This window comes from Thermoactinomyces daqus (genome assembly GCF_000763315.1).
Taxonomy (GTDB): domain Bacteria; phylum Bacillota; class Bacilli; order Thermoactinomycetales; family Thermoactinomycetaceae; genus Thermoactinomyces_A; species Thermoactinomyces_A daqus.
The window spans coordinates 1-24020 of sequence record NZ_JPST01000022.1 but is presented as its reverse complement, the minus strand read 5'-3'; the positions used below and the strand labels follow the sequence as shown (position 1 = coordinate 24020).

Sequence of the window (24020 nt, the reverse complement as noted above, 5' to 3'; positions counted from 1 at the left end):
CTAATCCTCCCCCTCAAATAAAGACTCACGCAGCGATTCGCTTCGGAAATTCTCGGCAAACTCCTCCAGTCTGCTTTTTAAAAGTTCCACCGAACCCGCACACTCACCGTCAAACATCTCCTTCATCATGCTGATCAGTTTGAAATCGCCGATTTTGTCTTCCGTTTCATTTCGCAAATAATAGAAGATCTCGTGCAGTTCCGTAAGTGTTGCCGCGTAATTGTCTTCATGGATATACGGTGATTCGGAAAATATCTCGATCAATTCCTTCGTCACTTCAATGCCCAGTTCCACCCGGCCGTAATCGCGCAACACCTTGTTTCTGGCGACCATCATGTTTTTTACTTCATCGGGAGTCAAGATCAAACCAAATTCTTTTGTCTTCTCATTGAGTTCCAGAATTTCGGTCATATACTTTTCCTGAACCGAGATATTGATTGCGTTGAATATACGGGATAAATACATGAGCTTCCCTTCCTCTCTGAAAGCACGACTTCCCGCCTTTTGCCCCCTTTCATCGGAAACAAATTTGCTCAAAAAGCATCATGTCTTGCAGATACAACCCGGGATCAAACTCAGGCAAAATCGGGAGGGAAACGGAAACTGCTGACCGACCATTCGAAACCCCGGGAATCAAGGGGGGACACCGCGGCCCAACCCTCAGCACAATTTCACAAAAACGGTTGACTTTTCTTTTTGTTTATGTTATATTAGGGTTGGTATAATTTATTATTTATTTTGATATCCCATTTTACCTTATTCCCCTCTTTCATGTCAAATGTTTTTCGGTCGTTCAATTATCTGATTATTTCAACATATATTTTTGTTTTGCCCGTCCCCTGACATCCTTGGCGCCAGACCGGTTGTCAGGGGTTTCGTATGGAAAAGCCGAGTGATTGCAGCCTACAATACCGATGTTTCCCGGTTCGCGATCCCGGACAACTTCATTGTAAGACACTATGTGCCGCAACGGGAAATTCTGAAATATACGGATGTGGCTGTCACGCACGGGGGATTGAACACAACGAGCGATCTGGTCTATCAGCAAATCCCCTTTGTCGTGCCGTATAAGCAATGTTCAGATCGCCATAATGGGTGATCATCCCGGTCAGCTGCGGCATCTCCACTCCATAGTTTTCTTTCAGCCGGTTGACCATTTTCCTGTACTCGCCGAGAGCCGGGTGATCCTGCATCACTTCCATGCCGACCGTGTTTTCGTTTTGCGGAGCCAATTCCTCCGGTCTGGCAAAAACGGCATGGGAGCAGATCACCGGTACCTTCAAAATTTGTGAAATGATATTGCCGACCGGATACATCGAATCGTAGATCATGTAATCGATGGTTTCCTCTTTGATTTCCTCCAGAATATGCTGAACCACTTTTTCCGTGGATAATAACATGCGCAGAGCGATGTCAAACAACTGTTTGTTCTTGTCGATCCGGGGATTGCCTTTCGGAAGTTTGGCCCCATCCCCCAAGCTTTTGAATATCGCGCCGGTCCTGGCGATTTTTTCCCGAAAATCATCGGTGCAAAAGTAAATCACCTTTTCTCCACGGTTGCTTAACTCCGCGACCAGGCCCAATGTCGGATTGACATGGCCATGTGAAGGGCCGTTTAAAAAAAGAACGGTTGACATGGTTTCTTCTCCCTCTCTTTCCCAATTCTGTCCGGCTTGAACGGGCAATCTCTTTATCCCCGGGAATTGAGCAGCCGGTTCAATTCCGTCCGAAGATACTGGATCCCCTGTCTGGCCGCCTCTTTGCAGTTGTGTTCCCCTTCATATTCAAAAGCCAGATAGCCGTCATAGCCTTGCTCCAGCATTTTCCGAAACAGCGACCGGTAATCGATGATCCCCTGGCCATGTACGGCCGGCTTCAAATATCGGCCGTCCGCACATCGGGTCCCGCTTTCGTCCGCAGTAACCTGCCAGTCCTTGAGATGAGCATTGACCATCACTTTTCCCAACCTCTCACAGGCTTCAAGCGGGTCATCCCCGGCCACCAGCATGTTTCCACAGTCCAGTGTCAGTTTGAGTCCGGGCACTTGCCGGAGAATCGTTTCGATCTCAGCCAGACTGCAAAAAGGCACTCTGAGGTCGGGGTAGTTCTCGATGGTGACGGTGATTTGCTTCGATTGGGCATAAGCGGTAATCTCCTGCAACGCCTGGATTATTTTCGGGAGCACGCTCAGCTTTTCCGCCTCACTTTGAATCTGATCGGCAAACGCGGGAACGAGCATGACCATGGGTGCGGAGAGCTCCTCCGCCTGATCGACAATCCGCTTGCCCAATGCGATGTTTTCCGCATAGACATCCTCTTTGCCGGCAGCCAGATCAACGAAGGCATCGATACAGGAAATTTTCATCCCGTATTTGTCCAGCAGACCGGTAATCTCCCCCGCCGGCCGGCTGAAATCAAACATCAGCAACTCAATCGCCTCAAACCCCTCATCGGCGGCAAACCTGACCACATCCTCCAGCTTCATTTCCCCTGTTCTCATGAGGGGCACCAGCGAATAGGTCATCAGGCTGAATTTCATCTTCTTCCATCCTTTCATCGCTTTTAGCGGTCTGTCCGAACAGCGTCCGTCCCCGCATACAACGCTTCGCAAACTTTGCCGATATCCGCCTGGGCCGCGGGTTCAAACAGCATGGTCATATGGCTGGAGGAAGAGGCGTCCAACAGCTTGAACCGGGGAAACAGCTGCTCCCAACCGCTCCAGTAACATTCATGGTCGATGGCAATTTGATCAGAGGCGGTTGTCAGATAGGGCTGGAGTTCACCGAAAAACAGGCCGCTCTGATTGCGAAAATAGAAGCAGCTCACCCCGGAAGGGTCCGGCAGGGGCAACAGCGGGTATTGATCCAGCTGAAACGCCTCCTGTACGCGGAGATTCTGCTGAAACAACCTCAACAATTCCTCTTCTGTCTTGGCCAGAGACAATCCGCGCTCTCTTCCCAACCGGATCAGTTGCCGCAAAAATTCCTCTTCGTCTCCTGGAAATCCGGCTTCTTCCTGATGAATGAGCTTTTCCCTGACGGATGGCCAATCCCGGCGCGTCCGGTTGAGCAGAGTCATATTGACTGCCTGCAACGCTCTCGTCCGGTTGCTTAAACGGACTTTTTCCCAAGCGGAACGGTCCAGGGTATCCAGCATGACAATGCTGTGAACCTCCTGCCCGGCTTCCTGCAGTTGACGCGCCACTTCATAGGCGAGCACGCCCCCCAGCGAATAGCCGCCCAAATCATAGGGACCTTCGGGCTGCCGGGAGCGAATGATGGAAAGGTAGTAGGAAGCCATCGCCTCAATTCCTCTGATCGGCGCATCCTCCGTCATATGCCCACGCGCCTGAATCCCGTAAAAGGGCCGCCCGCTCTTCTGCGCAATCGTCTGATACCCCTCCAGGCCTCCCCCCTCTCCGTGCAGCCAAAAAACGGGGCGCCCGGAAAAACGCGCATTCAGATGCCTGATTTCCGGAAAGGAAGGCGGGCCGGAGAGAGGCTCAAAAGCCGGCAACATTTTTTCCAAAACCTCCGGTTTCCCAACCAGGGTTTTCTCCTGAAGCTCCCACTCCCTTTCCACCACCTCGGACAAACGCGCTTTCAGCGGAGCAGCCATATGTTTTTTCAACAGGATCAGGGTTTCCCTCGGTTTCTCCGCCAACTCCCTGGCCAGCTCCAAGGCATAAGGGAGAACCTCTCGCTGCGGCAAAATCGGAATGCCCACTCCTCTCGCCGCCAATTCCGACCCCCTGAAGTTTTTGCCGGTAAACAAAATCTCCTGCGCCAACGGGTTTCCCAATTTTTCAGGCAAGATCAAAGTCGCCCCGTCCCCGGGGGTAAATCCGTACTTCATGTGATTGCAGGCATATGTGCTTTCCCGGCTCATGATGACAAAGTCGCAAAACAGCCCCAGACACCATCCCCCGCCAAGCCCGTGTCCCTGCATCGCCGCGATGACAGGGATTTCACACTCCAGAGCCAGGCTGTAAAGATGGAGATCGGTCATTTTGGCCTTTCCCTCATACAGAGCCAACAGGCCTTCCCGGCTGCCCCCGCAGGCAAAATAGCGGTCATAGCCGGTCAGGATGACCACCTTGAAGTCGGGCCGGGAGCGAATCGCGGCAAAGGCTTCCATCAGCCCCGTGATCAACTCCGTGGAAAAGGTATTTTTATGGATTCGGTCCTGCATCGTCACTTGCACAATCCCCGGTGCAATCTCACCCCAGTCCACTGCCGGCAGCCGGGTTTGCAGCTCATTTCCCTTGCCGCCAGGACCATCACTTTCCGCAGCGGAATCCTCTCTGCTCCGCTGCCTTTTATCCAAAAATTCCGCCAGTTTGACATAGGCGGTTTCCGGGCTGATTTCACCGGCTTGCAGCGCGCGAAACAGTTCCTTTGTATTCATACCGGCCATTCACCCCCGTCATTTCCCGAACAGCGCATTGATTCGCTCTCTCACCTCTGGCTGGTGAAACGTCTTTTCATGCATCATCACTTCCCGCTCCACAATCGACGGCAGTTCTTCGCGAATCGGGGCAACCAGATGGTCTTTGAGCAGGATGAGGGAATACCTCGGCTTTTCGGCAATCTGACGCGCCAATTCCAGGGCATGGCCAAGAACCTCCGCTCTGGGCAGAACGGGGAAAGGAATCCCCCGTTTTTCCAATTCCGCCCCCCGGTACGTTCCGGAGTTGATCAACAGCTCTTCAGTCAGGCTGATTCCCAGTTTCCTCGGCAAAATGCAAGTTGCGCCCATCCCGGGGGTAAACCCGTATTTCATAAAATTGGTCGTATAGACGCTTTCCCTGCTCAAAATCACAAAGTCGGCAAACAAGCCCATGATAAAGCCACCGCCGATGCCGTGCCCTTGCATCGCTGCAATGACAGGGATTTTGCAGTCCAGCGCCAGGCTGTAAACATTCTTGTCGGTAAATTTCTCCCTGCCTTCATGGATCGCCAGCAGCCCCTCCCGGGTTCCGCCCGAAGCGAAGTAACTGTCATATCCGGTTAAAACCACAACTTTGTAGACATTGCTCGCCTCAATGACGGCGAAGGCTTCAAGCAAACCGTCAATTAACTCCTTTGAGAACGTATTTTTATGAACCCGGTCCTCCATGGTCAAAAGCACGATCTCCGGCTCGATTTCCTGAAAGTGAACAACCGATTCCATCGCCCGCTCGCTCCTTTCTTTAGCAAAATGGGTTCATTCCTCCCAGGGAAACTTTCCCGTTTCGATGTACCAATAGATTCCGGTCAGATTTTGCGGGTCTGAGAACATTTCCAAATTGGCCTTGACGGCGATCGGCTTTGCCTGCGCCAGGGGCTCGCTAATCCTCTGCATGTAGCGCTTGTACTTCACTACCGCACTTTTTGATAAAGGTTTCAGCCGCAGCAAATGCTTGCGGAGCAAAGAGCGGCTGTCATCGTCACAAGCGTCGACCAGTCCCCAGGATGCGGCTTGTTCGGCCGAGATCGCCTTGGTCATGACCGTCATGTAATTGGCTTTGGCCGTGCCGGTGCGGCGAATGAGAAACGGAAGCACCGCCGCGGGAAACACGCCGAACAACAGCTCCGACAGGCTGAATTGCGCCGTCCGTTCAGCCAGGACAATATCGCTGGCGGCGACAAATCCGATCCCTCCCGCATTCACTTTTCCCCTCACGTGTGAAATGGTCAGGAGAGGGCCGGTTGCCAGGCGCATCCACAGATCATATAAGCGCCCGGGATTGCGTTCACTCTGTCTGCCGTTTGCCATCCGGTCATGCATCTCCTGAAAGTCGGCCCCAAAACAAAAAACGTCCGGCAGCCCTTCCATGACCAGGATTTTGGCTGATTCCTCATACCGGTCAAGCACGTGATGGCATTCCTCCGCCATGCGGTCATTGATCGTGTTGTTCGCCTCCGGACGATAAAACTGCAAAAAACAAATCTGCTGCTGCTCCCTCACCTTCACCGTTTGATACTCCATCATAACCACCGATACTCCCGATGAAATTCACGAATCTCCTCCAAAACCAAACGGTTTTTTCCACGAGTCGCGTCCAATGCCCCCGGGATGAAGTCAAGATCGAGCTTCACGTTGCGCGTTCCGAATTTCACTGCATGGCTGCCGAGCAATAATTGTTCATATTCCTCCATCGACAAACGGTAGCGATTATTCAGCTGCTCTTCCACTTGAAAGCGGCGCAGCCTTTCCTGCCCCTGAGGTGTCACGACCCCGCTGTAAAATTCCGAGCAGCAGCCCGAGCCGTAGGAGAAACAGCCGATGCGTTTCGGCGTATCAAAGTTCCCTTGGTCGATCGTGCTCAGCAAAGATAAAAGAACGCTGCCCCCCATGATATTCCCGACGCGCTGGCAGTACCTCAGCCCCGGCAACACCCTCCGCTCAAAATCAGCCTCAATCTCCTGCGGCTTGGCCTTCACCAGTTTCCGCATCATGGTGCGGTGCGCTCCTTTGACCATCCCGCCGAACGGCGTGTGAAAGCAGAGATATTGGAACGTTTGCCGGTAGTCGACATCGGCGACGCGTTTTTGGTATTCCAAAAAGGTTTGTTCGCAGCAATCGAGGTAAGACAGCAAAGACAGGTCGGCATTTCCGGCTTCACTGTCCGGGATCGGTCGGCAGGTATCCATCACCTCATAGCCGTAATAGCCGTTCGCCCCGACATCCACCTGAAACAGGTAAGGGGTTTCGCTAATCAACAGGGCAACTGCTCCCGCTCCGCCGCTGGGCTCCGCATAAGACCAGTCCTGGGTCAGCGCCTCGCCCCCTTCCGCAACCAAAAAACGCGAGATGTCACTGGCGATTACCAGCGCTTTAGCACCGGGAGAGGTTTGGGACAAGATGAAATTGACGGCCATTTGCAAACCGGCAGTCCCGGAGTAACAGGCTTGTTTCAATTCAAACAGGCGGCAGTTTCGGCTCAGCCCCAAATAGTGGTGAATGTAAGTACTGATCGATTTGCCAAAGTCGATCCCCGACTCGGAGCAGGTGATCAGAAGTTCGATCCGCTCTTTTTCCTCTTCGGATAAAGCGTCGACAATCGGCTTGGCCGCATTTACTCCACAGGTCACCGGGTCTTCAAAGGGAAGTGCTACGGCTTTTTCTTTCATCAATAAATTTTCAAAGCGGGTTTCATCCAATGCCCGATGCTGAGCCAGTTCCATGACGTCCAGGTAAGCGGTTCCGCCAAAAATATTCATTGCCTCAATTCCGACAGCAACCATGTGCTGATCCCCTCCCGAAGATTACATTTCTTTTTTCAAACAAATCGCGGTATTGATGCCACCGAAGCCGATGCTCAAACTCAAGGCATGGGTGATATCGGCCGGAAGCGCCTCGCCCCGCACCCAGGGGAATGATTCGTCAATCGGTTCTTGCAGATTGCGGGTGGGATGAAGCCGTGATTCCTTCATCTGCAAGAGGGTGGCGATGATTTCCACGATCCCCGCTGCGCTGAGGCCGTGGCCGGTGACCGATTTGGTCGCATTGATGCGGGCATGCGCAAGACCGCATTCAGCCAATGCCCGTAGCTTCGTCTCATCCCCGATGCGTGAACCGGTTCCATGCGGATTGATGTAATCGATCTCTTCCGGAGCGAGTCCGGCCTGCCCCAATGCTTTGCGAATGACGCGGACCTCGCCTTCAAAGGAAGGATTGGGATTGCGATTTCCATCCATCCCCCACGCCCATCCCGAAATGCGGGCATACGGTTTGACTCCGCGTCTTCGAGCCGTTTCCGCCCGTTCGATCACCACGGCTCCGCAGTTTTCCCCGTAAATAAAGCCGTCCCGGTTCTTGTCAAAAGGGCGGCAGGCCAAATCAGGCCGGTTCGCATAGCGGTCAGAACCCATCGCCCCCAAAGAGCGAAAGGCCTGACACTCCATATGGGAAAGATCGGTCAAGACCCCGAGGGCGATGCAAATATCGACCTGACCCGAGAGTACCGCCTGGCAGGCCTGGATTACCGCCAATTGCCCGCTCGCCGATGCACCGCCGACGGTACAAGCGAATCCCCGGATGCCAAACTGTTCCGTGCAAAGCGCACAAATATCGCTGTCCATAAAGGAAAGCGCGTAAGCCGGAGAGATAAAATGCGGCTTGTCACGGTAAGCTTCAAAGGTTTGAAGCAATTCCCGCTGCTGAAAGTTGGACCCGCCCGCAATCAGTCCGATCCGGGCGGAATCGGCCTCATCCAACTTCGCCTCCCGCCATGCTTCCTCAAGGGTGATCAAGGCCACATGGGCGGAATAGGATGCCGTTCGCAGCAGTTTTTTGGAAAGGCGATCCGGATAGGAAAGTTCCGCGATCTCCGCGCCGATAAAGGAAGTCCCCTTCTGCCGGCCCGGCCGTTTCATGATTCCGAAGGCATGCTCCCCCCGCATCAGGGCAGATGTAAAGGCGGCTTTACCCTGACCGCTGGCGGAAGTGATGCCTGCCCCGGTGATTTGCAAATCAGACGGGCTGTAGCTCATTTTGTGATGCCTCCCCGGTGCAATAGTTGCTCGGCCTCTTCAATGTCGATATCGCCTGCCTGAACCCGGCGTATGAATTCCTCCAGGTTTAACCCGGCCGGCTCCTGCTTCGCTTCTTTTCCCGCATCAGACAGTTTCTCTTTCAGATATGCGGCAAACCGGCGCAGGTTCGAATATTCATAGATGTTGTTGGCGGTAAGCGAGATCCCGTAGCGCTTGTTCACCGCCTGGATCCACTCCACACCAATGATGGAGTCCAGTCCCAGATCAATCAGCTCCGCATCTATATCCACCTCTTCTCTGTCCATGGAAAGTGATTCCGCCAAACTGGAGACCAAAAATTCCAGTACGTCTTCCCCGGAGACAGATGAGAGGGAAACAGCCGGATGGGTTTCCTCCGTTTTTGCGGCAGGCTGCAATTCGGGCGGAAGCGGAACCAGGGAAGCTGCGGAAAGCCCGGCCGGCTCCTGTCCGTTCATCTCCTGTGCCAAAAAGACGGCAAAGCGGCGGAGATCAGGATATTCATAGATGATGTTGGCAGTAAGCTCCACCCCATACCGTCTGTTCACGGACTGAATCCATTCCACTCCGACAATCGAGTCCATCCCCAGCTCAATAAACGGCGTTTCCGCATCCAGCTCGGCCCGGTCCATGACCAGGACATCCGCCAGCATTGCTGCCAGTTCTTCCTCAATGCTCTCTCCGGCTGCCTCCGCTCCTGCGGCCAAAGAATCTGTTTTTTCTGCAGTTAAAGGCGACAGGACAATCCGCCCCGGTTTCGGTTTGGGCTGATGGTTTCCGATCACGGCAGGCATGTCCGGCAACGTGCGCTTCCCGGGAACGGAAACCTTTGGTGGTTGAGGCGCCTCCGGGTGAACAACGGGATCGCGCAAAACCATCGGAGTCAAAACCGGCGGTGTCCCCTGCTCGGTGCTGCTCGTCCCATGCTCTTTTCCGGGTACCCAGTAAGTGTTTCTGGCAAAAGGGTAAGTCGGCAGATGCAGGCGGTGCGAATCTGTTCCGGCAAACAACAGCTCCCATTCCGGCTCATAGCCCTGACAGTAAAACTCGGCCAAGGCCAAAAGGGTTTCCTGGTACTGCACAGGATCTTCACGCAAACCGACGCTTTGTTTGAGCAGATCACGCACATACGTTTGAATCGCTTTTTGGCCGGTAAACCGGTTCGGTACCTGACCGTGAACGATATGCGGCATTTTCTCTTGACCGGCCGCTTGTTTCAATGCATAAATGGCATCCTCTCTGCCCTGTACGACCACGGCACAGCGATGGCGGAAATGCTGGCGTCCGTTCAAAAGAGTGTAACTGAGAGGCAATAAATCTTCTTCCCTCCACTCTTCCTTCTCCAGAAAAGCGATCATGTCGCTGATCTTCGCTTCCAGCGCCTCCCGGGTCTTGGCGGACAGAGCGAGCAAGTAATAAGGAAGACGGTGCCGGGCCGCACTCCTTTCTTCCGGATAGCTCTCCAGCACCAGATGGACATTGGTTCCACTCATCCCGAAGGCGCTCACGGCCCCCAGTCTCCGCTTCCCTTCCTTGTCCTTCCACGGCCGGTTCGTTTTATTTACATAAAACGGGCTGCCCTTCCAGCGAATGTATTCATTTTCCTGCTCACAATGGAGGCTGCCCGGGATGGTCTCATGGCGCATCGCCTGCACCAGGCTGATCAGACTGACCAGACCGGAGGCGGCAAAGGTGTGGCCGAAATGGGTTTTGGTCGAGGTCAGGGCGCAGAAGTTTTCCTTGTCGGTATAGCTTTGAAAAGCATCGCGAAGCGCGTTGACCTCCACCGGGTCACCCAGGCGCGTTCCCGTTCCGTGGGCCACGATATACTCCAGATCTTCTGGGTTAATCCCGTACTGGTCATACACCTCTTTGTACAGTTGTGTCTGCGCCACCCCGCTGGGCGCGGTAATGCCGTTGGTCTTGCCGTCATAGTTGATGCCGCTGCCCCGGATCACCGCATGGATCGGGTCCTTGTCCGCGATCGCCCGGGAAAGGGGCTTCAGCACGACCACGGCCACGGCTTCACCGGGAACCATGCCGTTGGCTCTTTGGTCAAAGGCATAACACCGCCCATCCGGCGAGAGCATTCCCGCCTGCCCGATCGCTTCGAGCGTCTGCGGGACGAGGATCAGGTTGACTCCGGCGGCAATGGCTGTATCGCAGTCGCCGCTGCGCAGGCTCTGGCAGGCGAGATGGACAGCCACCAGTCCGGAGGAACAGGCGGTATTGACGGCCAGGTTGGGGCCGTTCAGATTGAGTACATAAGAGAGCCGGGCCGCGAGAATCGCGTCATGGTTGGACGTGATCGGGGCATCAAAACCGGTCAGATACTTGTAATCGCCGTTTTCCACCCCGACAAACATGCCGATCTTCCGGTTCTTGATCTGCACCGGCCCATAGCCGGCATCTTCCAATGCGTTCCACGCTTCCTGAAGCAACAGCCGCTGACGCGGGTCCATGCTCCGGGCTTCGCGCGGCGAAATTTCAAAGAACAGGGGATCGAATTCATCGACACCGGGAATGGCCCCGAATTTCCATCGTTCCGCCCCGCTCCCCGGCCAGCGCTCCGCCCCGGCGGCGCGCACCTGATCCTCTCCGTTCAGCAGATGCTGCCACATTTCTTCAATATTGCGCGCTCCCGGGAACCGGCCGCTCATCCCGATCACGGCGATCGGTTCGGGAACTGCGGAAGGCCGCGCTTTCTCCTGCACCGGCTGCTTCCTTCGCGATGGCTCCGGTTCGGCCGCCGGCCGGACGGGCATGTCCACCGCCGGCTTCCTTTCCGGGGCAGGCGGCGCTTCCCGGTAAAACGCCTCCAGCGCTTCCTTGTGTTCGGACAGGTAATAATCGGCCAATTTGCCCAGGGTGGGATAGCCGAAGAAGACCGCCGGGGTCAGCTCAATGCCGTAATGCCGGGTCAACTGTTCGGCAAACGCCGCCAGTGTGATCGAATCAAAACCGAAATCGGCCAGGTTGCTGGTGAGATCCAGTTTCTCGCGGGGGATTTTCAGCAGCTGGCCGGAGAGCTCCCGCAAATCCCATTCCAGGCATTGCCGCACGCTGAGCCCCTTCATCTCCGGCCTGCGCCCTTTTCCGGCCGGCAGCCCGGCTGCCGGTTCCGGCTGCTGCGGCTCCGGCTCCCTGTACAGCCCCAGGAAACGATGCACCCGGTCAGGCTGACCGGCCAGAACCAACAGTTGTGTCTGTTCCTGCTCCAGCACGCGCTCAAGCAAGTCCAGGCCCTCTTCCGTTTCCAGCGCGCGCTGGCCGCTCGATTTCAGGTAGAGGTGGGTCTGCTCATCGTCTCCCAAGCCCATGCCGCCTTCCTTCCACAGCGGCCAGTGAACCACCAGCGTTTTGCCGCTGCGCAGGCCCTGCCTTTGCTGCCGGTTGCGCTCCCGGGCATAAGCCGTCAGGAAGCGGTTGGCGACGGCGTAGTCCCCGGCGCCCATGTCGCCGAGAATCGCCGCGGCGGAGGAAAAACAGAGAAGAAAGTCGAGCGGTTCCCCGGACAGCACCTCATCCAGCACTTGGGTTCCCTTCACTTTCGGGGCCAGCACCCGGGCAAAATCGGCCTCCGATTCGGTGAAGAGCGGCTCTTTGCTCTGCAAACCGGCCGCATGGATGACGCCGTTCACCCCGCCAAACCGCGCTTTGGCTTCCCGAAGCACTTCGCGCATCGCCACGGCATCGCAGACGTCCGCCTGCCGGTACAGCACCCGGCTGCCCGTTCCTTCCAGCAACGTCAGCTCCGCTTGCAACCGGGCATCCAGCGGCGAACGGCCGGTCAAAATCAGGTTGACCGGCCCGGAACGGGCCAGGCGGGCAGCCAGGATCCGGCCCAATCCGCCGCCTCCGCCGGTGATCAGGTAGGTTCCGTTCGCTTGGATGCGCCATCTTTCCTCTCCCAAAGAAACAGGACGGATCCGGCAGGTGTACCGCTGCTCTCCCTCATACAGGACACTCTGCGGTGAAGGGGTGTGCAACTCCGCCCACAGGAGCGACAGCCAGGCTTCCATGTCCACCGCCGGACCGGGACCGGCTTCCCGCAGAATCCCCGCGACGCGGGTCTGCGGCAGGATGAGGCCGAGGGAACGTTCCCAACCGATCCAGGATTCCAGACAGCAGCGTTCAAGGCTCGTTCTCCATGCCCCGGCCCATAACAGCCGGGACGGTTTCCGCCCGGCTTCTCCGACAGCCTGCAACAGGCGGAACAGAACGGCCGAATCCTCAATACAGCCCGCATCTTCCAACGGCCACAGGTAGAGCAGTGCAAAATCCCCGCCGCAATCGGAAGCGAGGCTGTCCAAGACCTGACGGAAAGCCGCTCCGTCGTCGCGGTTCAGGCGGTACTGTCCCCGGCTCTGCTTGCCGGAGGAACGGCCCTGGGCCACGAAGATCACTTCCGTCCCCGGCTGGCGTGCTTGCACGGCCGCATGCACGGCCTCTTGATAATCCGGGTTCGACAGAAAACAGACCAGTGCCGCCGGGGTGGACACCCGGCCTTCCGGCAGATCCTCCGCCTGCCACTCTTCGGCAAAGGTCATCAGTTCATAGCCTTCTTCCTCCGGTTCTGCATTTCCGGCAGGTTCTGTTTCTGCCGCCACCATCGTCTCCGCCGGGACAGGGGCAGCGGTTTTCGCTTCAGGAACCCAGTAACGTTCCCGGGCAAACGGATAGGTGGGCAGAGGAACACGGCTGTATTGCCCGTCCGCAAACAGCCCTTCATAATCCAGTTCATATCCCTGAACGTAAAGCTCGGCCACAGTGGCCAAATTCTCCAGATAGTCAGCATCCCCGTCCAAATCCTGACAGGCGCGGATGCAGTGGTTGCCGAACTTCTTCAGTGCCGGCAGCTCCCTGTGCTTCCCATCCGTTTCCATCGAGAATACGGTGGAACCGGATTTCCGGTTCAGCCATTGCTCCAATTGTTCAACAGCATCGTCCAAATCACGCACCACACAGGCCAGGCGATGTTTAAAATGCTGTCGGCCGACCAACAGGGTATAGCACATATTTCCGCAATCCGTCTTGTCTTCTTCCTTGCAATGGTCGATGAGTTGGCCCGCCTGTTTCCGCAACTCCTCCTCGGAACGTGCCGACAGAACGAGCAGATAACCGGGCTTGTCCGGGTGCTGCCTTCTGACCTCCGGCGCTTCCTCAATTACCATATGGGCGTTGGTTCCGCTCACGCCAAAGGAGCTGATGGCCGCCCGACGCTTGACTCCGGGCTCAACTTTCCAGTCTCTCAGCTGCGTATTGACAAAAAACGGGCTGTCTTTAAATGAAATATTGGCATTGCCTTTCCTGAAATGAAGAGAAGGCGGGATTTGCTTATGCTTCAGGGCAAGCAGGATTTTGATGAGACCGGCGATCCCCGCTGCCATTTGCGCATGCCCGATATTGGTCTTGATGGAACCGATCGCGCAATATTCCTTTTTGTCCGTATAGGATCGAAACGCTTGCGTCAACGCCTGAAATTCGATCGGGTCGCCCAGTTTGGTTCCGGTTCCATGTGCCTCCACCATCTGAATCTCTTCCGGGTTGATGCCAAACTGGTCATAGACAAAGCGCTCCAGACGTTCCTGAGAACGCTGGCTGGGAGCGGTGATCCCGTTGGTCGTGCCGTCCTGATTGATCGCCGAACCGCGGATCACTCCGTAAATGTAATCCCCGTCCGCAAGGGCGTCCTCCAAGCGTTTCAGAACCACCACGCCAACACCTTCGCCGGGGACAAATCCGTTGGCCCGTTCATCAAACGTATAGCACTGCCCAGTGGGAGACAACATCCCCGCCCGATGCTCCGTCCTGTATAAATCCGGCGTGCATTGAATCGACACGCCTCCGGCCAGCGCCATCTCCGTTTCCCCGGTCCACAGTCCCTGGCAGGCCAGATACACGGCCACCAGTGAACTGGAACAAGCCGTATCCACCGCAATTGCCGGTCCCTGAAGGTTCAAATAATAGGCAATGCGGGCGGGAATGACCGAGCTCAAATTGCCCCAAAACGCCTGAGGAGGAGAATCGTCATTCAGCAACTGCTGATAACCCCCCCCACTGCAACCCACATAAACCCCGCAGCGGCAACCCTGAATTTTCGCACCGGCATAACCTGCATCCTCCAGAGCATTCCAGCACTCTTCCAGGAAAAGGCGCTGTTGCGGGTCCATCGAAGCAGCTTCCATTCCGGAAATGTTGAAAAAGAGCGGATCAAACTGGTCGATATCTTCGATAAAACCGCCGTATTCCCAAACTTCCGGCTCTCCCTTATTCTCCTGACGCCACCGGGACGCCCTTTCAATGAGATTCGTCCCCTCAGACAAATGCTTCCACAAATCACGCACATTTTTGGATTTGGCAAATCTCCCGCTGACGCCGATGATGGCGATCGGGACTTTCCCGCTTATGACTCCCGTTTCCCCAGCACGCCGTTCCTCTAGCTTCGGCAGCTCTCTCACGGCCCCGGAATCATCCCCCGGATCATATTCGCGGCAAACGCGCTCCGGCTCGCTCCGGCCCAATGCATCCGCAATCACATCTTTGAAATTGGCCAGCAGATATCGGGTGAGCAGGTTGACTGAACTGTAATCAAACAGAATGGTCGTCGCCAATTCCAGGAAATATTCCTGATTAATCGCTTGGACCAGTTTAATGCCGGTAATGGAATCGACGCCGTAATCGCGAAATGCCGAATCAAAATCGATCTCTTCAGGATCCACAGACAATGCCCCGGCTAAATGATCGACGATCAATGACTGAACCGCCGCTTCCAGCTTTTGATCATTTACGGCCCATCCATGTGCGGTAACATCCGCTTCACCGGATGCATCTCCCTTCTCCGGCAGTGAAACCGGCTTCGCTTGCCGCCGTGCCTCTTGCCGGACCTTCCCGTCGCTTTCGGCAATGATGATCTGCTGCCCCCAGGGATGGGCCTTCTGCGCCGGAAAATGCACATTTTCAAATCCTTCCCGCTCCAATACATGCTTCCAAATCGCCGGGGGAACCGCAGGCCCTCCGGGAAGGCGCAACGTTTCATCCTCATACAGCCACCAGCCCTGCAACAGACCGAAGGTTAAATGGAGAAACAGGGAATGGCTGCTGATCTCGTTTAAAACCAATAAACCGTCCTTCTTGAGAACAGCCTTGACCCGGCGCAAAGTGCGGGCAATATCCCTCGTCGCATGCAGGACATTGGTCGCGATGGCCACATCATAGACTCCGGTCTCAATTCCCTGTCCGGCAGCCGGAGCTTCTGCGTCATAAGTGGCATAAGTCAGGTAAGGGTACTGCCTGCCAAATGCTTTTTCCGCATACAATAAAAAAGCTTTGGAAATGTCGGTATAGCAATATTCCTGAATATGCTCCCGGTAAGGCTTCAGCTTCTGCAAAACGCTGATACTTGTTCCACCGGTCCCCGCCCCGATTTCAATGATGCGGATGCGCGCAGCAGGATTCTGATTTACCCGGTCGCGGATGGCATCCTCCACTTTTTGCGCAACAATCTCATTGAAATAATCGGCAACCGCATTGTTGCGATAGATTCCTTCGACCAAATCCATCGAGGAATCGGGAAAGAGGATATCGGTCGCCGGTACCTTGCCCGTAAGAATTTGCGGCAGGTTCCGAAGCGTTCGCTCGACCAAAACCGCCTGTGCCTTCGTATCGGGGGATGACAACCACCGTTCTTTTTGACGTTCCCACTCATTCCATCCATCGCGAGTGACCCGATCGGGGTTGACCACATACCCGTCATCCCCATCTGCTTTCAGATAATGATGCCGCGTCAAAAAGACCAGACTTTGCTCAAGCCATTTGCCGTATAAATTTGCCACCCTGGCTTTCAATCGGGACAAATCGAGACGGTTTCCCTCAAACAGTCCCAGTGACTCCAGTTGCATAAACAGCAGCTTGCAAAGCAGCCCGTCCATTTCACTCATTTGCAGACCGTGTTTGGCCTCGGGAACGTGCGGAATCCCGGAATGCCAAAAACGTTTCCGGTGAAACGGATAGGCCGGCAGCGGCACGGGACGGCTCTTCTTGTCGGAAAACAGTCCGGACCAATCCAGGTCATAACCCTGCACATATAAACGGGAGAGAGCCGTCAGGTGCTCCTGATATTGCTCCGGGGGCAGATCCGGATTTTCTGCCAGTTCCCTGATCAGCCGCTCTCCGCGGGCGATTTGTTTCGGTTCCGGCTGAAATGAAGGCTTTTTCCGCTGCCATACATAATCCTGCGCTGTTCCGATCCGTTTGATTTCATCCAATTTTTGCTTCAGTTCGGCCAAATCTGCGGCAATCACAGCGCACCGAACCGAAAAATGGCTTCGGCCAAAAAATAATGATTTCGCCACATCCTCCGTCGCGTAGTCATCCCCTTTCCGCTCAAGCCAGCTGACCATATCGGCCATTTTTTGCTCCAGGGCTTCTTTGCTCTTGGCCGAAAACGGAAACAGATAATAAGGCCGTCCGGGCGATGGCCCCTCCGTCTCCCCGTTCACGTCCCGTGCCGGGGGTTCCTCAATAATCAGGTGGGCGTTTGTCCCGTTGGATCCGAGAGCACTGAGCCCTGCCCTCAGAGGAACATCCCCGCTCCGTTTCCATTCCTGCCGCTTTGTGCTGATCCAAAACGGGGTTTCTTCTCCACTCCTTTTCTCTCTTTTCCCCGCGTAGAGGGTGGGCGGGATTTCCCCGTGTTTCATGGACAGTAATATCTTGAACAAGCCGGCCATGCCAGCGGCCAGGGCGGTGTGACCAATGTTGGGTTTATGCGATCCGATCACACAAAACCAGGATTTATCCGTAAACATGCGAAATGCTTCAGTCAATGCCTTCAACTCGATAAGGTCCCCGAGCTTCGTCCCGGTTCCGTGCACTTCGATGTAACCGATCGTTTCCGGATCGATCCCCGACTTTGTATATGCATCGATGATCAATTCCTTTTGTGAAGCAGCACTGGGCGAGGTCACTCCGTTGGTCCGGCCGGCCTGATTCACGGCAGACCCCTTGATCACGCCGTAGATCGGATCACCGTCCCGGACTGCCGCATCGAGCCGCTTCAAAACGGCTGCACCCACTCCTTCGCCCAAAACCATGCCGTTTGCTTCGGGATCAAACGTTTTGCACTGACCATCGGGAGACAACAAACCAGCCTGTGAAGAAAGGACAAAAAATTCCGGTGTGCTTGCCACAAAAACCCCGCCGGCCAAAGCCATTTCCGACTCACCCTTGCGAATGCTCTCACAAGCCAGATGGATGGCTACCAGAGAAGAGGAACAGGCAGTATCCACCGTAAGACTGGGGCCCTTGAAATTGAAAAAGTAAGAAATGCGCGAAGCGAGCATCGACATTTCATTGCCCCAAAATGTTTGTGCATCGACCCCTCTGTCCCACAGCCCTGCTCTGTAGTCCGACGGCCGTCCGCCGACAAAAACCCCGACTTTTTTTCCTGATAATTTTTCGACGGGATAATGGGCATCTTCAAAAGCCTTATATGCTTCTTCCAGGAATAATCGATGCTGCGGATCCATTCGTTCCGCTTCCGCAGGCGAAATATCAAAAAAGGCGGCATCGAACCGGTCGATCTGTTTCAGAAGCCCGCCCCATTTACTCACAGATCGATTTTTGCGGGCGGGATCGGGATGGTAATAATCCTTCTCCGTCCAACCGGGCCGGCGGATTTCCTCTATGCAGCAATCACCCGCCCTCAGGTGGGCCCAAAATTCCTCCAGGTTTTCCGAACCGGCGAATTTCCCGGAAATACCGATAATGGCAATATCGGATGAGGTCTCTTCGTCGATGGTTGCCATTTCGGGGCCTGATCCCACTTCTTCCGTCATGTAACGGTCGGCAATATGCTCGGCCAATTCCGGAATTCCTCTGTAATCGAAAACCACTTCAACCCCTAAATCAATTCCCAGGCTGCGATTCACCGCTTCCACAAAATCGACTGCCATGATGGAGTTCATGCCCATCTCCATAAAACTTTTATCCAAATCAACCGGTTCCGCCTGTTCACCGGCCACTTGCAAAAATTCCTGAACCAACCTCTCTTTAATCTGTGCAATTGTCCCCAGCCTGCGCTCCATCTTTCCTCACTCCTTGTTTCTGTTTAAAAAAGCAAGGATTTGTTCGGCAACCTCTCTCCAATCCGCTTCCAGCATCAGATCATGGCCCATATCCGAAAAAATCACCGGTTCCGACTGATAAAAACGTCCAAGGGACAAAGTCGTCTTTTTGGAAATCATTTGATCCCGGTCTGACCCGATGATCAACAGGGGGACCTTGGCGACCGTCTTCCTGGGCACCACCCGCATCAGACATTCTCTGCTCGCCTTGAACGATTCAGGTTGCAACTTCCGGTTGAGCGCCTTTTTCTCCTGCTCCGTCGCCTTGTCAGACAGAAACAAATCGACCGGAAAAACATCGGTTTTGCCCCTGTTGAACAATGAGAGTCGGCGAAATTCCCCGGTGCGGGTAAACAGCAGACGCAAAAAATCCCAAAGCATCCCGCCCGGCGGAACAGAAGCCAGCAAGACTGCCGCCTCGATCTGCTCCGGATATTGGTGCAACAGTTTTTGCACCACTGCCCCTCCCATGGAATGACCGATGAGAACCGGTTTCTGTTTTAAGGAAAGCATGACGCGATACACATCATCCTTGTAATCGTCAAGAGAAAAAGAATCGAGGCTTTCACGGCCCTCGCTCCGGCCGTGCCCCCGCAGACTGAGCGCATACGACGGAAAACCCCGGGAACGAAAAAAAGGAAGGAAATGCTCCTTCCAGCACCAGGCTCCGTGATTGGCCCCGTGCACGAACAACAGCGGGACGGTTTTCGCACCCTGCCCGGGGATTTCACAAATCACTTCCAGCTTCATAAATAACTCCTTTTCCTTCATCTTTTGCCCGGGTTTTTCAGGCAAAAAAAACAGGACGGGATCAATGCCCGGGCAAACTTCGCACACTGACGAAATCCGCTATGGAATGCTAGCGAAAATCAAACAGGCCTTTCTGGTTTTTTCTCATTCGGAAACTGATAACATGTTTGCGATTCAATTGCAGATAAATGTTATGCTCGCGGAGATGTTTCATCGTCTGTCCCGGCGGCTGGCCGAAGGAATGTCCGGGATAAATGCGGACGTGATCGGATATCGCCGCCTTGAGCTTCTGAATGCTGACATACAGATCCTCCGCAGAACCGCCCGGCAAATGGCAGGCGCCACATCCTTCCGCAAAAAGGGTATCACCGGTAAACAGGCTGTCTTCAAGCCAAAAACACATGCTGCCGGCCGTGTGTCCGGGCGTAAGCAGACAGTGCAACTCCATCTGCCGCAAAGAAAGCCGGTCACCGTCTTCCAGTGCGTGCAGTTGCGGGCAACGAAAGCCGGAAACTTCGATCTCCGCCCTGGACATGAACACATCCGGTTGGGCCCGCTCCAGCAAGGGGGGAACCAGATTGACATGATCATGGTGAGAATGAGTCAACAGGATCGCCCGGAGATCCGCTTTTGTCCTTTCAAGCTGCTCCGTGATCTTATTTAATTCCCATGCCGGATCAATCACGATCGCCTGCCTGCTCTCAGGCTCGACGATCAGATAACTGTTATTGATGAAAAAACTGTAACTCATTCTCAACGGATACAGTTCATAAATCATCCATTCAGTTTTTCAAAGAGAATATCAGCCAAACCGCCAATGTTCCGGGCTTCTGACAATTCAACGAGCGGGATCTGCAAAGAGAGCGATTCCAACGTCAGCATAATGATCTCAGCGCGGTCCACGGAGTTGGCACCCAAATCCGCCAAACGGTCATCCGGCCGAAAGGCATGATGCTCCAGTTCCGGAACCACCTCGCGCGCGTGTTGTGTGATGATTGCGAAAATATCCTCTCTTTTCATCTTTCTTCCCCCTTGGGCAAAAGGTCAATTAAAGATCGCAGATTTCATGACATTGCAAAGATATTGGAGGAAATTTTTATGTACCGGGCTCTTGCCGGCCTTTGGATCAGCAGGCAAAAACCCCTCGTTTTCCAAAACCCCTCCATCCAATCCGGTATTTGTCCAACACACATCCGGGTAAATGCTTCAGATCAGCGCCTCCTGCACGGCAGAAGCGGAAAAAAGCCTACCGAATCGTTCGGTTAAAACCCGGGCGGTTTCGTCCAGCAGACGGATGCCGATTTCATCCACATGCCGGTTTCGCCAATTTTCCAGCGGTGTGCCTTTGACCCACTGATTAAACGATCCCAGCGCAGGACCGCAATGGATTTGGTAATCGACTCTGGATTCTTCACTGCCGTTGAGAGCGAGCTGATTGCTGTAGTGAAAATACCATTTGAAAATCATGGCCATCTTTTGCTTGGGGTTCATCTCTGCCTTTTGCAATTCCCCGGGAGAATAATGACCTTTTACAATTTCATAAACTTCCTCAAAAGTGCGCTTGAAATATTTTTCCTCAATTTGCTTGCGCACCTGGGCATCGATCTCATCCCACGAGTCATGGTGCCGGTACAAATCAAACAATTTATTGGCGCGTGCGGGAAAAAACACCCCTTTTTTCAAAACCTGAATCTTGGCGCCCAATTCAAACAAATCCCCGGCCGGAGCATATTCCGTATCCTGCACATTCATTTTCTCCAACAGATCTTTCACTGCATGGCTTGTCTTCGCTTCCACCGTACATTGATTGATCGAACCTGTCAGGATATAGTCCGCCCCCATCGTAAACGCGGCAGCCGCAGCTTCAGGCGAACCGATCCCTCCGGCTGCTCCTACGCGAATCTCCTTGGCATACCCATACTTGGCCACAAGGCGGTCCCGCAATTTCAAAATGGCCGGCAGCAGAGCATAAGCCGCGCCGCCATCAGTATGCCCGCCGGAATCGGCTTCAACGGTCAAATCATCGGCCATCGGCACTTGTTTCAGCATATCCGCTTCCTGCCGGGTGATTTTTCCTTCGCTGAGCAACTTGTCAACGATGCGTTCCGGGGCCGGACTTAAAAACGCTTCCGCCACTTCCGGGCGCGAAACTTTGGCAATGATTTTATTTTGGCACTTCACGGAGCCATCAACGGCCCTCGTAACACCCTTGGCGCGATAGAGAACAAGTGCGGGCGTGATGCTGAGAAAGGCGGAAGCTTCGATCACAGGCACATTGTGCCTTAAAAACAATTGGACGATCGCTTCTTCCTTTGCCGGGTCGGCCAGCTGGTGAACGAGATTGAATCCGTAGGCCTCTCCCTTGTTCAGTTCTCTCTGGATCGCCAGAATCGCCTCTTCGATTTCATTCAGCTGCAATCCCCCGCTGCCGAAGAATCCCATCATTCCCGCCTTGCCCACTCTCACGACCAATTCCTTCGAGGCGATCCCCCGATACATGCCGCCGGTGAGATAAGCGTATTTCAGGTTGTAATCCCGCTTAAACGAAGCGCTTCCCAAAGATGAGGCCGTGATGCGGAACGAAGCCGGTTCATCTGCCGCTGCCGCGCTTTTTGCGGGGACTGGCAAAAGCTCCCCGGCAACCGTTTGCTCTTTTTCCTCCACTTTCAAAGGCTCCGCTTCTCTTTGAATGCGCCGAATCAAGCCTTTGAGCACATTGCCCGGCCCCACTTCCTCAAAGTCCGTTTCTCCTGCTCCCATCAAATATTGAATGCTTTCCGTCCATCTGACAGGATGGTCAATTTGCTCGATCAGCTTTTGCTTTATGTCCGCACCATAGGGCCTTGCACTCACATTGGAAATGACGGGAATGGCCGGTGCAAACAGCGTAAAGCCCTTTAAAAAGGAGGCAAACTCCGCTTTGATCTCCTTCATATACCGCGAATGAAAAGCGCCACTCGTTTTTAAGGGGACAAACATCCGCACCTTTTCCATTTGCCCGAAAATCGCCTGCGCCCGTTTAAGCTCCTCGGTCGGGCCGGAAATGACAATCTGGGTCGGTGAATTGAGATTGGCAATATCCAGGCGGTCCAAGCCGTTCCCCGACAAAACTTCCGCAATCTCCGCCTCTTTCAGGCCGATAACCGCCGCCATGCCGCCTCCCGTACAACGGCCCATCAACTCCCCTCTTTTTTTCACCAATGTCAAACCGGTCTCAAAATCAAATACACCCGCGGCAAACAGCGCATTGTATTCCCCCAGACTGTGTCCGGCCACATAATCGGGTTTCCCGCCGGTCTCCTTCATCTTTTTCAAATAATGAAGGGCATTGACTGTAAACAACGCCGGCTGCGTAAACTCGGTAAAGCCCAATTTTCCTTCCGAATCTTCCAGACACAATTCTTTAATGGAGTATCCCAGAATCTCATCCGCCACCTTCGTCAATTCGGGGAATTCATCAAATAATGTTCCTCCCATTCCTTTGCTCTGGGCTCCCTGTCCGGGAAATACATAAACGGTCATTCCATTTTCCTCCCCTTTGCTTGATCCAGAGGCAACGAGCACCGGATTTCTTTTCAAACTCCTATGTAATTCCGCATTCCATCCTCCCCCGACACTCTAGTGCTTTACACTCTCCCTCCCTTTAACAAACCGGAAAGATCGTCCAGCAGATCCCTGACCATTCCGGTCTCCCATACGGCTCTCTTCGGATAAGCGATGGAACAAATATAAGGCTCAAAAATGAAAGAAGCCGCGCAATACTGCGGAAAATGGACAAAATGGCTGACAATCACACGATCGTTGATTTCTGTTTTTTCTATTAAAAAAATTCCAACAGAAGAGGTCAGCCCCGTCTTCAACACTTTCGACATACTTTCTTTCACAGTCCAGAAAAGAGTGAGGGCCGTTTCATAAGCAAACGGAATCGATTTGGCGAGGTCCTGTTCCCTGACAGTCAATTGCCTTTCCAGTACATCTTTTTTCTCAGGGCAAATTCTCTCTATATCAATCCCCATCGGCACTGCTTCCGGAAAAGCAATCGCCGCTCCGAGATCGTCACAATGGGTGATGCTCACTTGAACCTTCGACGAACCCGGATAAACGGCGACTGGCTGATGAAAAATTCCATGTTCAATTAAAACCCGTTCCGGCTTTTCTTCTCCAATCAGGAACGAAACCGCTCTTTTTCCTGCATATCTCCCGGCGAGATAGCTTTTGATTCTCCGTTCAAACTGAAGGGTGTCAAAATATTCCCTTTCTTTTGCTTGGAGGAATTTCACCGTCTGCATATATGCCATCATCCGACGGGAATAACACAGGCACAGACCGGCCATATAATTTCTATCCATTCCTTTTAAAATTAACTCCGCCGTCCATGTTTCCGGCAAATCACTTGCCATCATGGTTTCAGACTCCCCGCCGGCCTTTTTTCCCCTTTGTCTGCGATCATCATCCCTCCGCTCCTCTCCCATCACCTGTCGGATTTTAATTCGTCAAGCCATAAAAGTGCCTGAAGACACACTTCTCCCCGTTCGTCTGTATGCATACACACTACCATAACCGTTTCGTATGTTCCCCAAGATCCTCCAACGTGCCGAAACAACGATTGAATTCTCTCAGGTGCATAAGGAGCATTCCTGTAATG

General features: G+C 54.1%; 13 protein-coding genes and 2 pseudogenes. All 15 read right to left on the bottom strand.

Annotated features, from left to right (window positions below; all coding sequences use genetic code 11):
* The 15 genes and pseudogenes from JG50_RS0111210 to JG50_RS0111140 all read right to left on the bottom strand — a co-directional run bounded on the left by JG50_RS0111210 (position 1) and on the right by JG50_RS0111140 (position 23778).
* The gene (locus JG50_RS0111210) at positions 1–465 is read right to left on the bottom strand and encodes a DUF6323 family protein (protein WP_033101214.1); all 465 of its coding nucleotides are present in this window, start codon (positions 463–465) and stop codon (positions 1–3) included.
* Between the two features lie 536 nt (positions 466–1001).
* Complete coding sequence (locus tag JG50_RS0111205) at positions 1002–1637, bottom strand: glycosyltransferase (RefSeq protein ID WP_081943886.1); 636 nt, start codon at positions 1635–1637, stop codon at positions 1002–1004.
* A gap of 53 nt (positions 1638–1690) precedes the next feature.
* The gene (locus JG50_RS0111200) at positions 1691–2539 is read right to left on the bottom strand and encodes a sugar phosphate isomerase/epimerase family protein (RefSeq protein ID WP_033101213.1); all 849 of its coding nucleotides are present in this window, start codon (positions 2537–2539) and stop codon (positions 1691–1693) included.
* Between the two features lie 23 nt (positions 2540–2562).
* Positions 2563–3429: pseudogene (locus JG50_RS21005) on the bottom strand (thioesterase domain-containing protein); the annotation flags it as partial.
* 87 nt (positions 3430–3516) lie between these two features.
* Positions 3517–4242: pseudogene (locus JG50_RS21000) on the bottom strand (polyketide synthase); the annotation flags it as partial.
* Between the two features lie 183 nt (positions 4243–4425).
* On the bottom strand, positions 4426–5172 hold the full coding sequence (locus tag JG50_RS0111190) for a polyketide synthase (RefSeq protein ID WP_033101212.1): 747 nt from the start codon (positions 5170–5172) through the stop codon (positions 4426–4428).
* 33 nt (positions 5173–5205) lie between these two features.
* Entirely contained in the window at positions 5206–5970 is a 765-nt protein-coding gene (locus tag JG50_RS0111185) for an enoyl-CoA hydratase/isomerase (protein ID WP_033101258.1), read from the bottom strand.
* Positions 5970–7229 (bottom strand): hydroxymethylglutaryl-CoA synthase family protein, encoded by a 1260-nt coding sequence (locus JG50_RS0111180; RefSeq protein WP_033101211.1) that lies wholly within the window; start codon positions 7227–7229, stop codon positions 5970–5972. The genes JG50_RS0111185 and JG50_RS0111180 overlap by 1 nt, the downstream gene beginning before the upstream one ends.
* 21 nt (positions 7230–7250) lie before the next feature.
* A complete protein-coding gene (locus JG50_RS0111175; protein ID WP_033101210.1) occupies positions 7251–8477 on the bottom strand; it encodes a beta-ketoacyl synthase N-terminal-like domain-containing protein in 1227 nt (408 codons plus the stop codon).
* Complete coding sequence (locus JG50_RS18870) at positions 8474–18586, bottom strand: SDR family NAD(P)-dependent oxidoreductase (RefSeq protein ID WP_052154234.1); 10113 nt, start codon at positions 18584–18586, stop codon at positions 8474–8476. Before JG50_RS18870 ends, JG50_RS0111175 begins: the two co-directional genes overlap by 4 nt.
* A 6-nt stretch (positions 18587–18592) precedes the next feature.
* On the bottom strand, positions 18593–19375 hold the full coding sequence (locus tag JG50_RS0111160) for an alpha/beta hydrolase (protein WP_033101255.1): 783 nt from the start codon (positions 19373–19375) through the stop codon (positions 18593–18595).
* 109 nt (positions 19376–19484) lie between these two features.
* On the bottom strand, positions 19485–20126 hold the full coding sequence (locus tag JG50_RS0111155) for an MBL fold metallo-hydrolase (RefSeq protein ID WP_374057984.1): 642 nt from the start codon (positions 20124–20126) through the stop codon (positions 19485–19487).
* Positions 20127–20149: 23 nt separating this feature from the next.
* Positions 20150–20395: an acyl carrier protein gene (locus JG50_RS0111150; RefSeq protein WP_033101208.1), complete on the bottom strand. Its 246-nt coding sequence runs from the start codon at positions 20393–20395 to the stop codon at positions 20150–20152.
* A gap of 186 nt (positions 20396–20581) precedes the next feature.
* The gene (fabD, locus tag JG50_RS0111145; protein ID WP_033101254.1) at positions 20582–22897 is read right to left on the bottom strand and encodes an ACP S-malonyltransferase; all 2316 of its coding nucleotides are present in this window, start codon (positions 22895–22897) and stop codon (positions 20582–20584) included.
* Between the two features lie 104 nt (positions 22898–23001).
* Positions 23002–23778, bottom strand: coding sequence for a 4'-phosphopantetheinyl transferase family protein (locus tag JG50_RS0111140; protein ID WP_160173856.1), 777 nt, complete (start codon positions 23776–23778; stop codon positions 23002–23004).
* Positions 23779–24020: the final 242 nt, after the last annotated feature.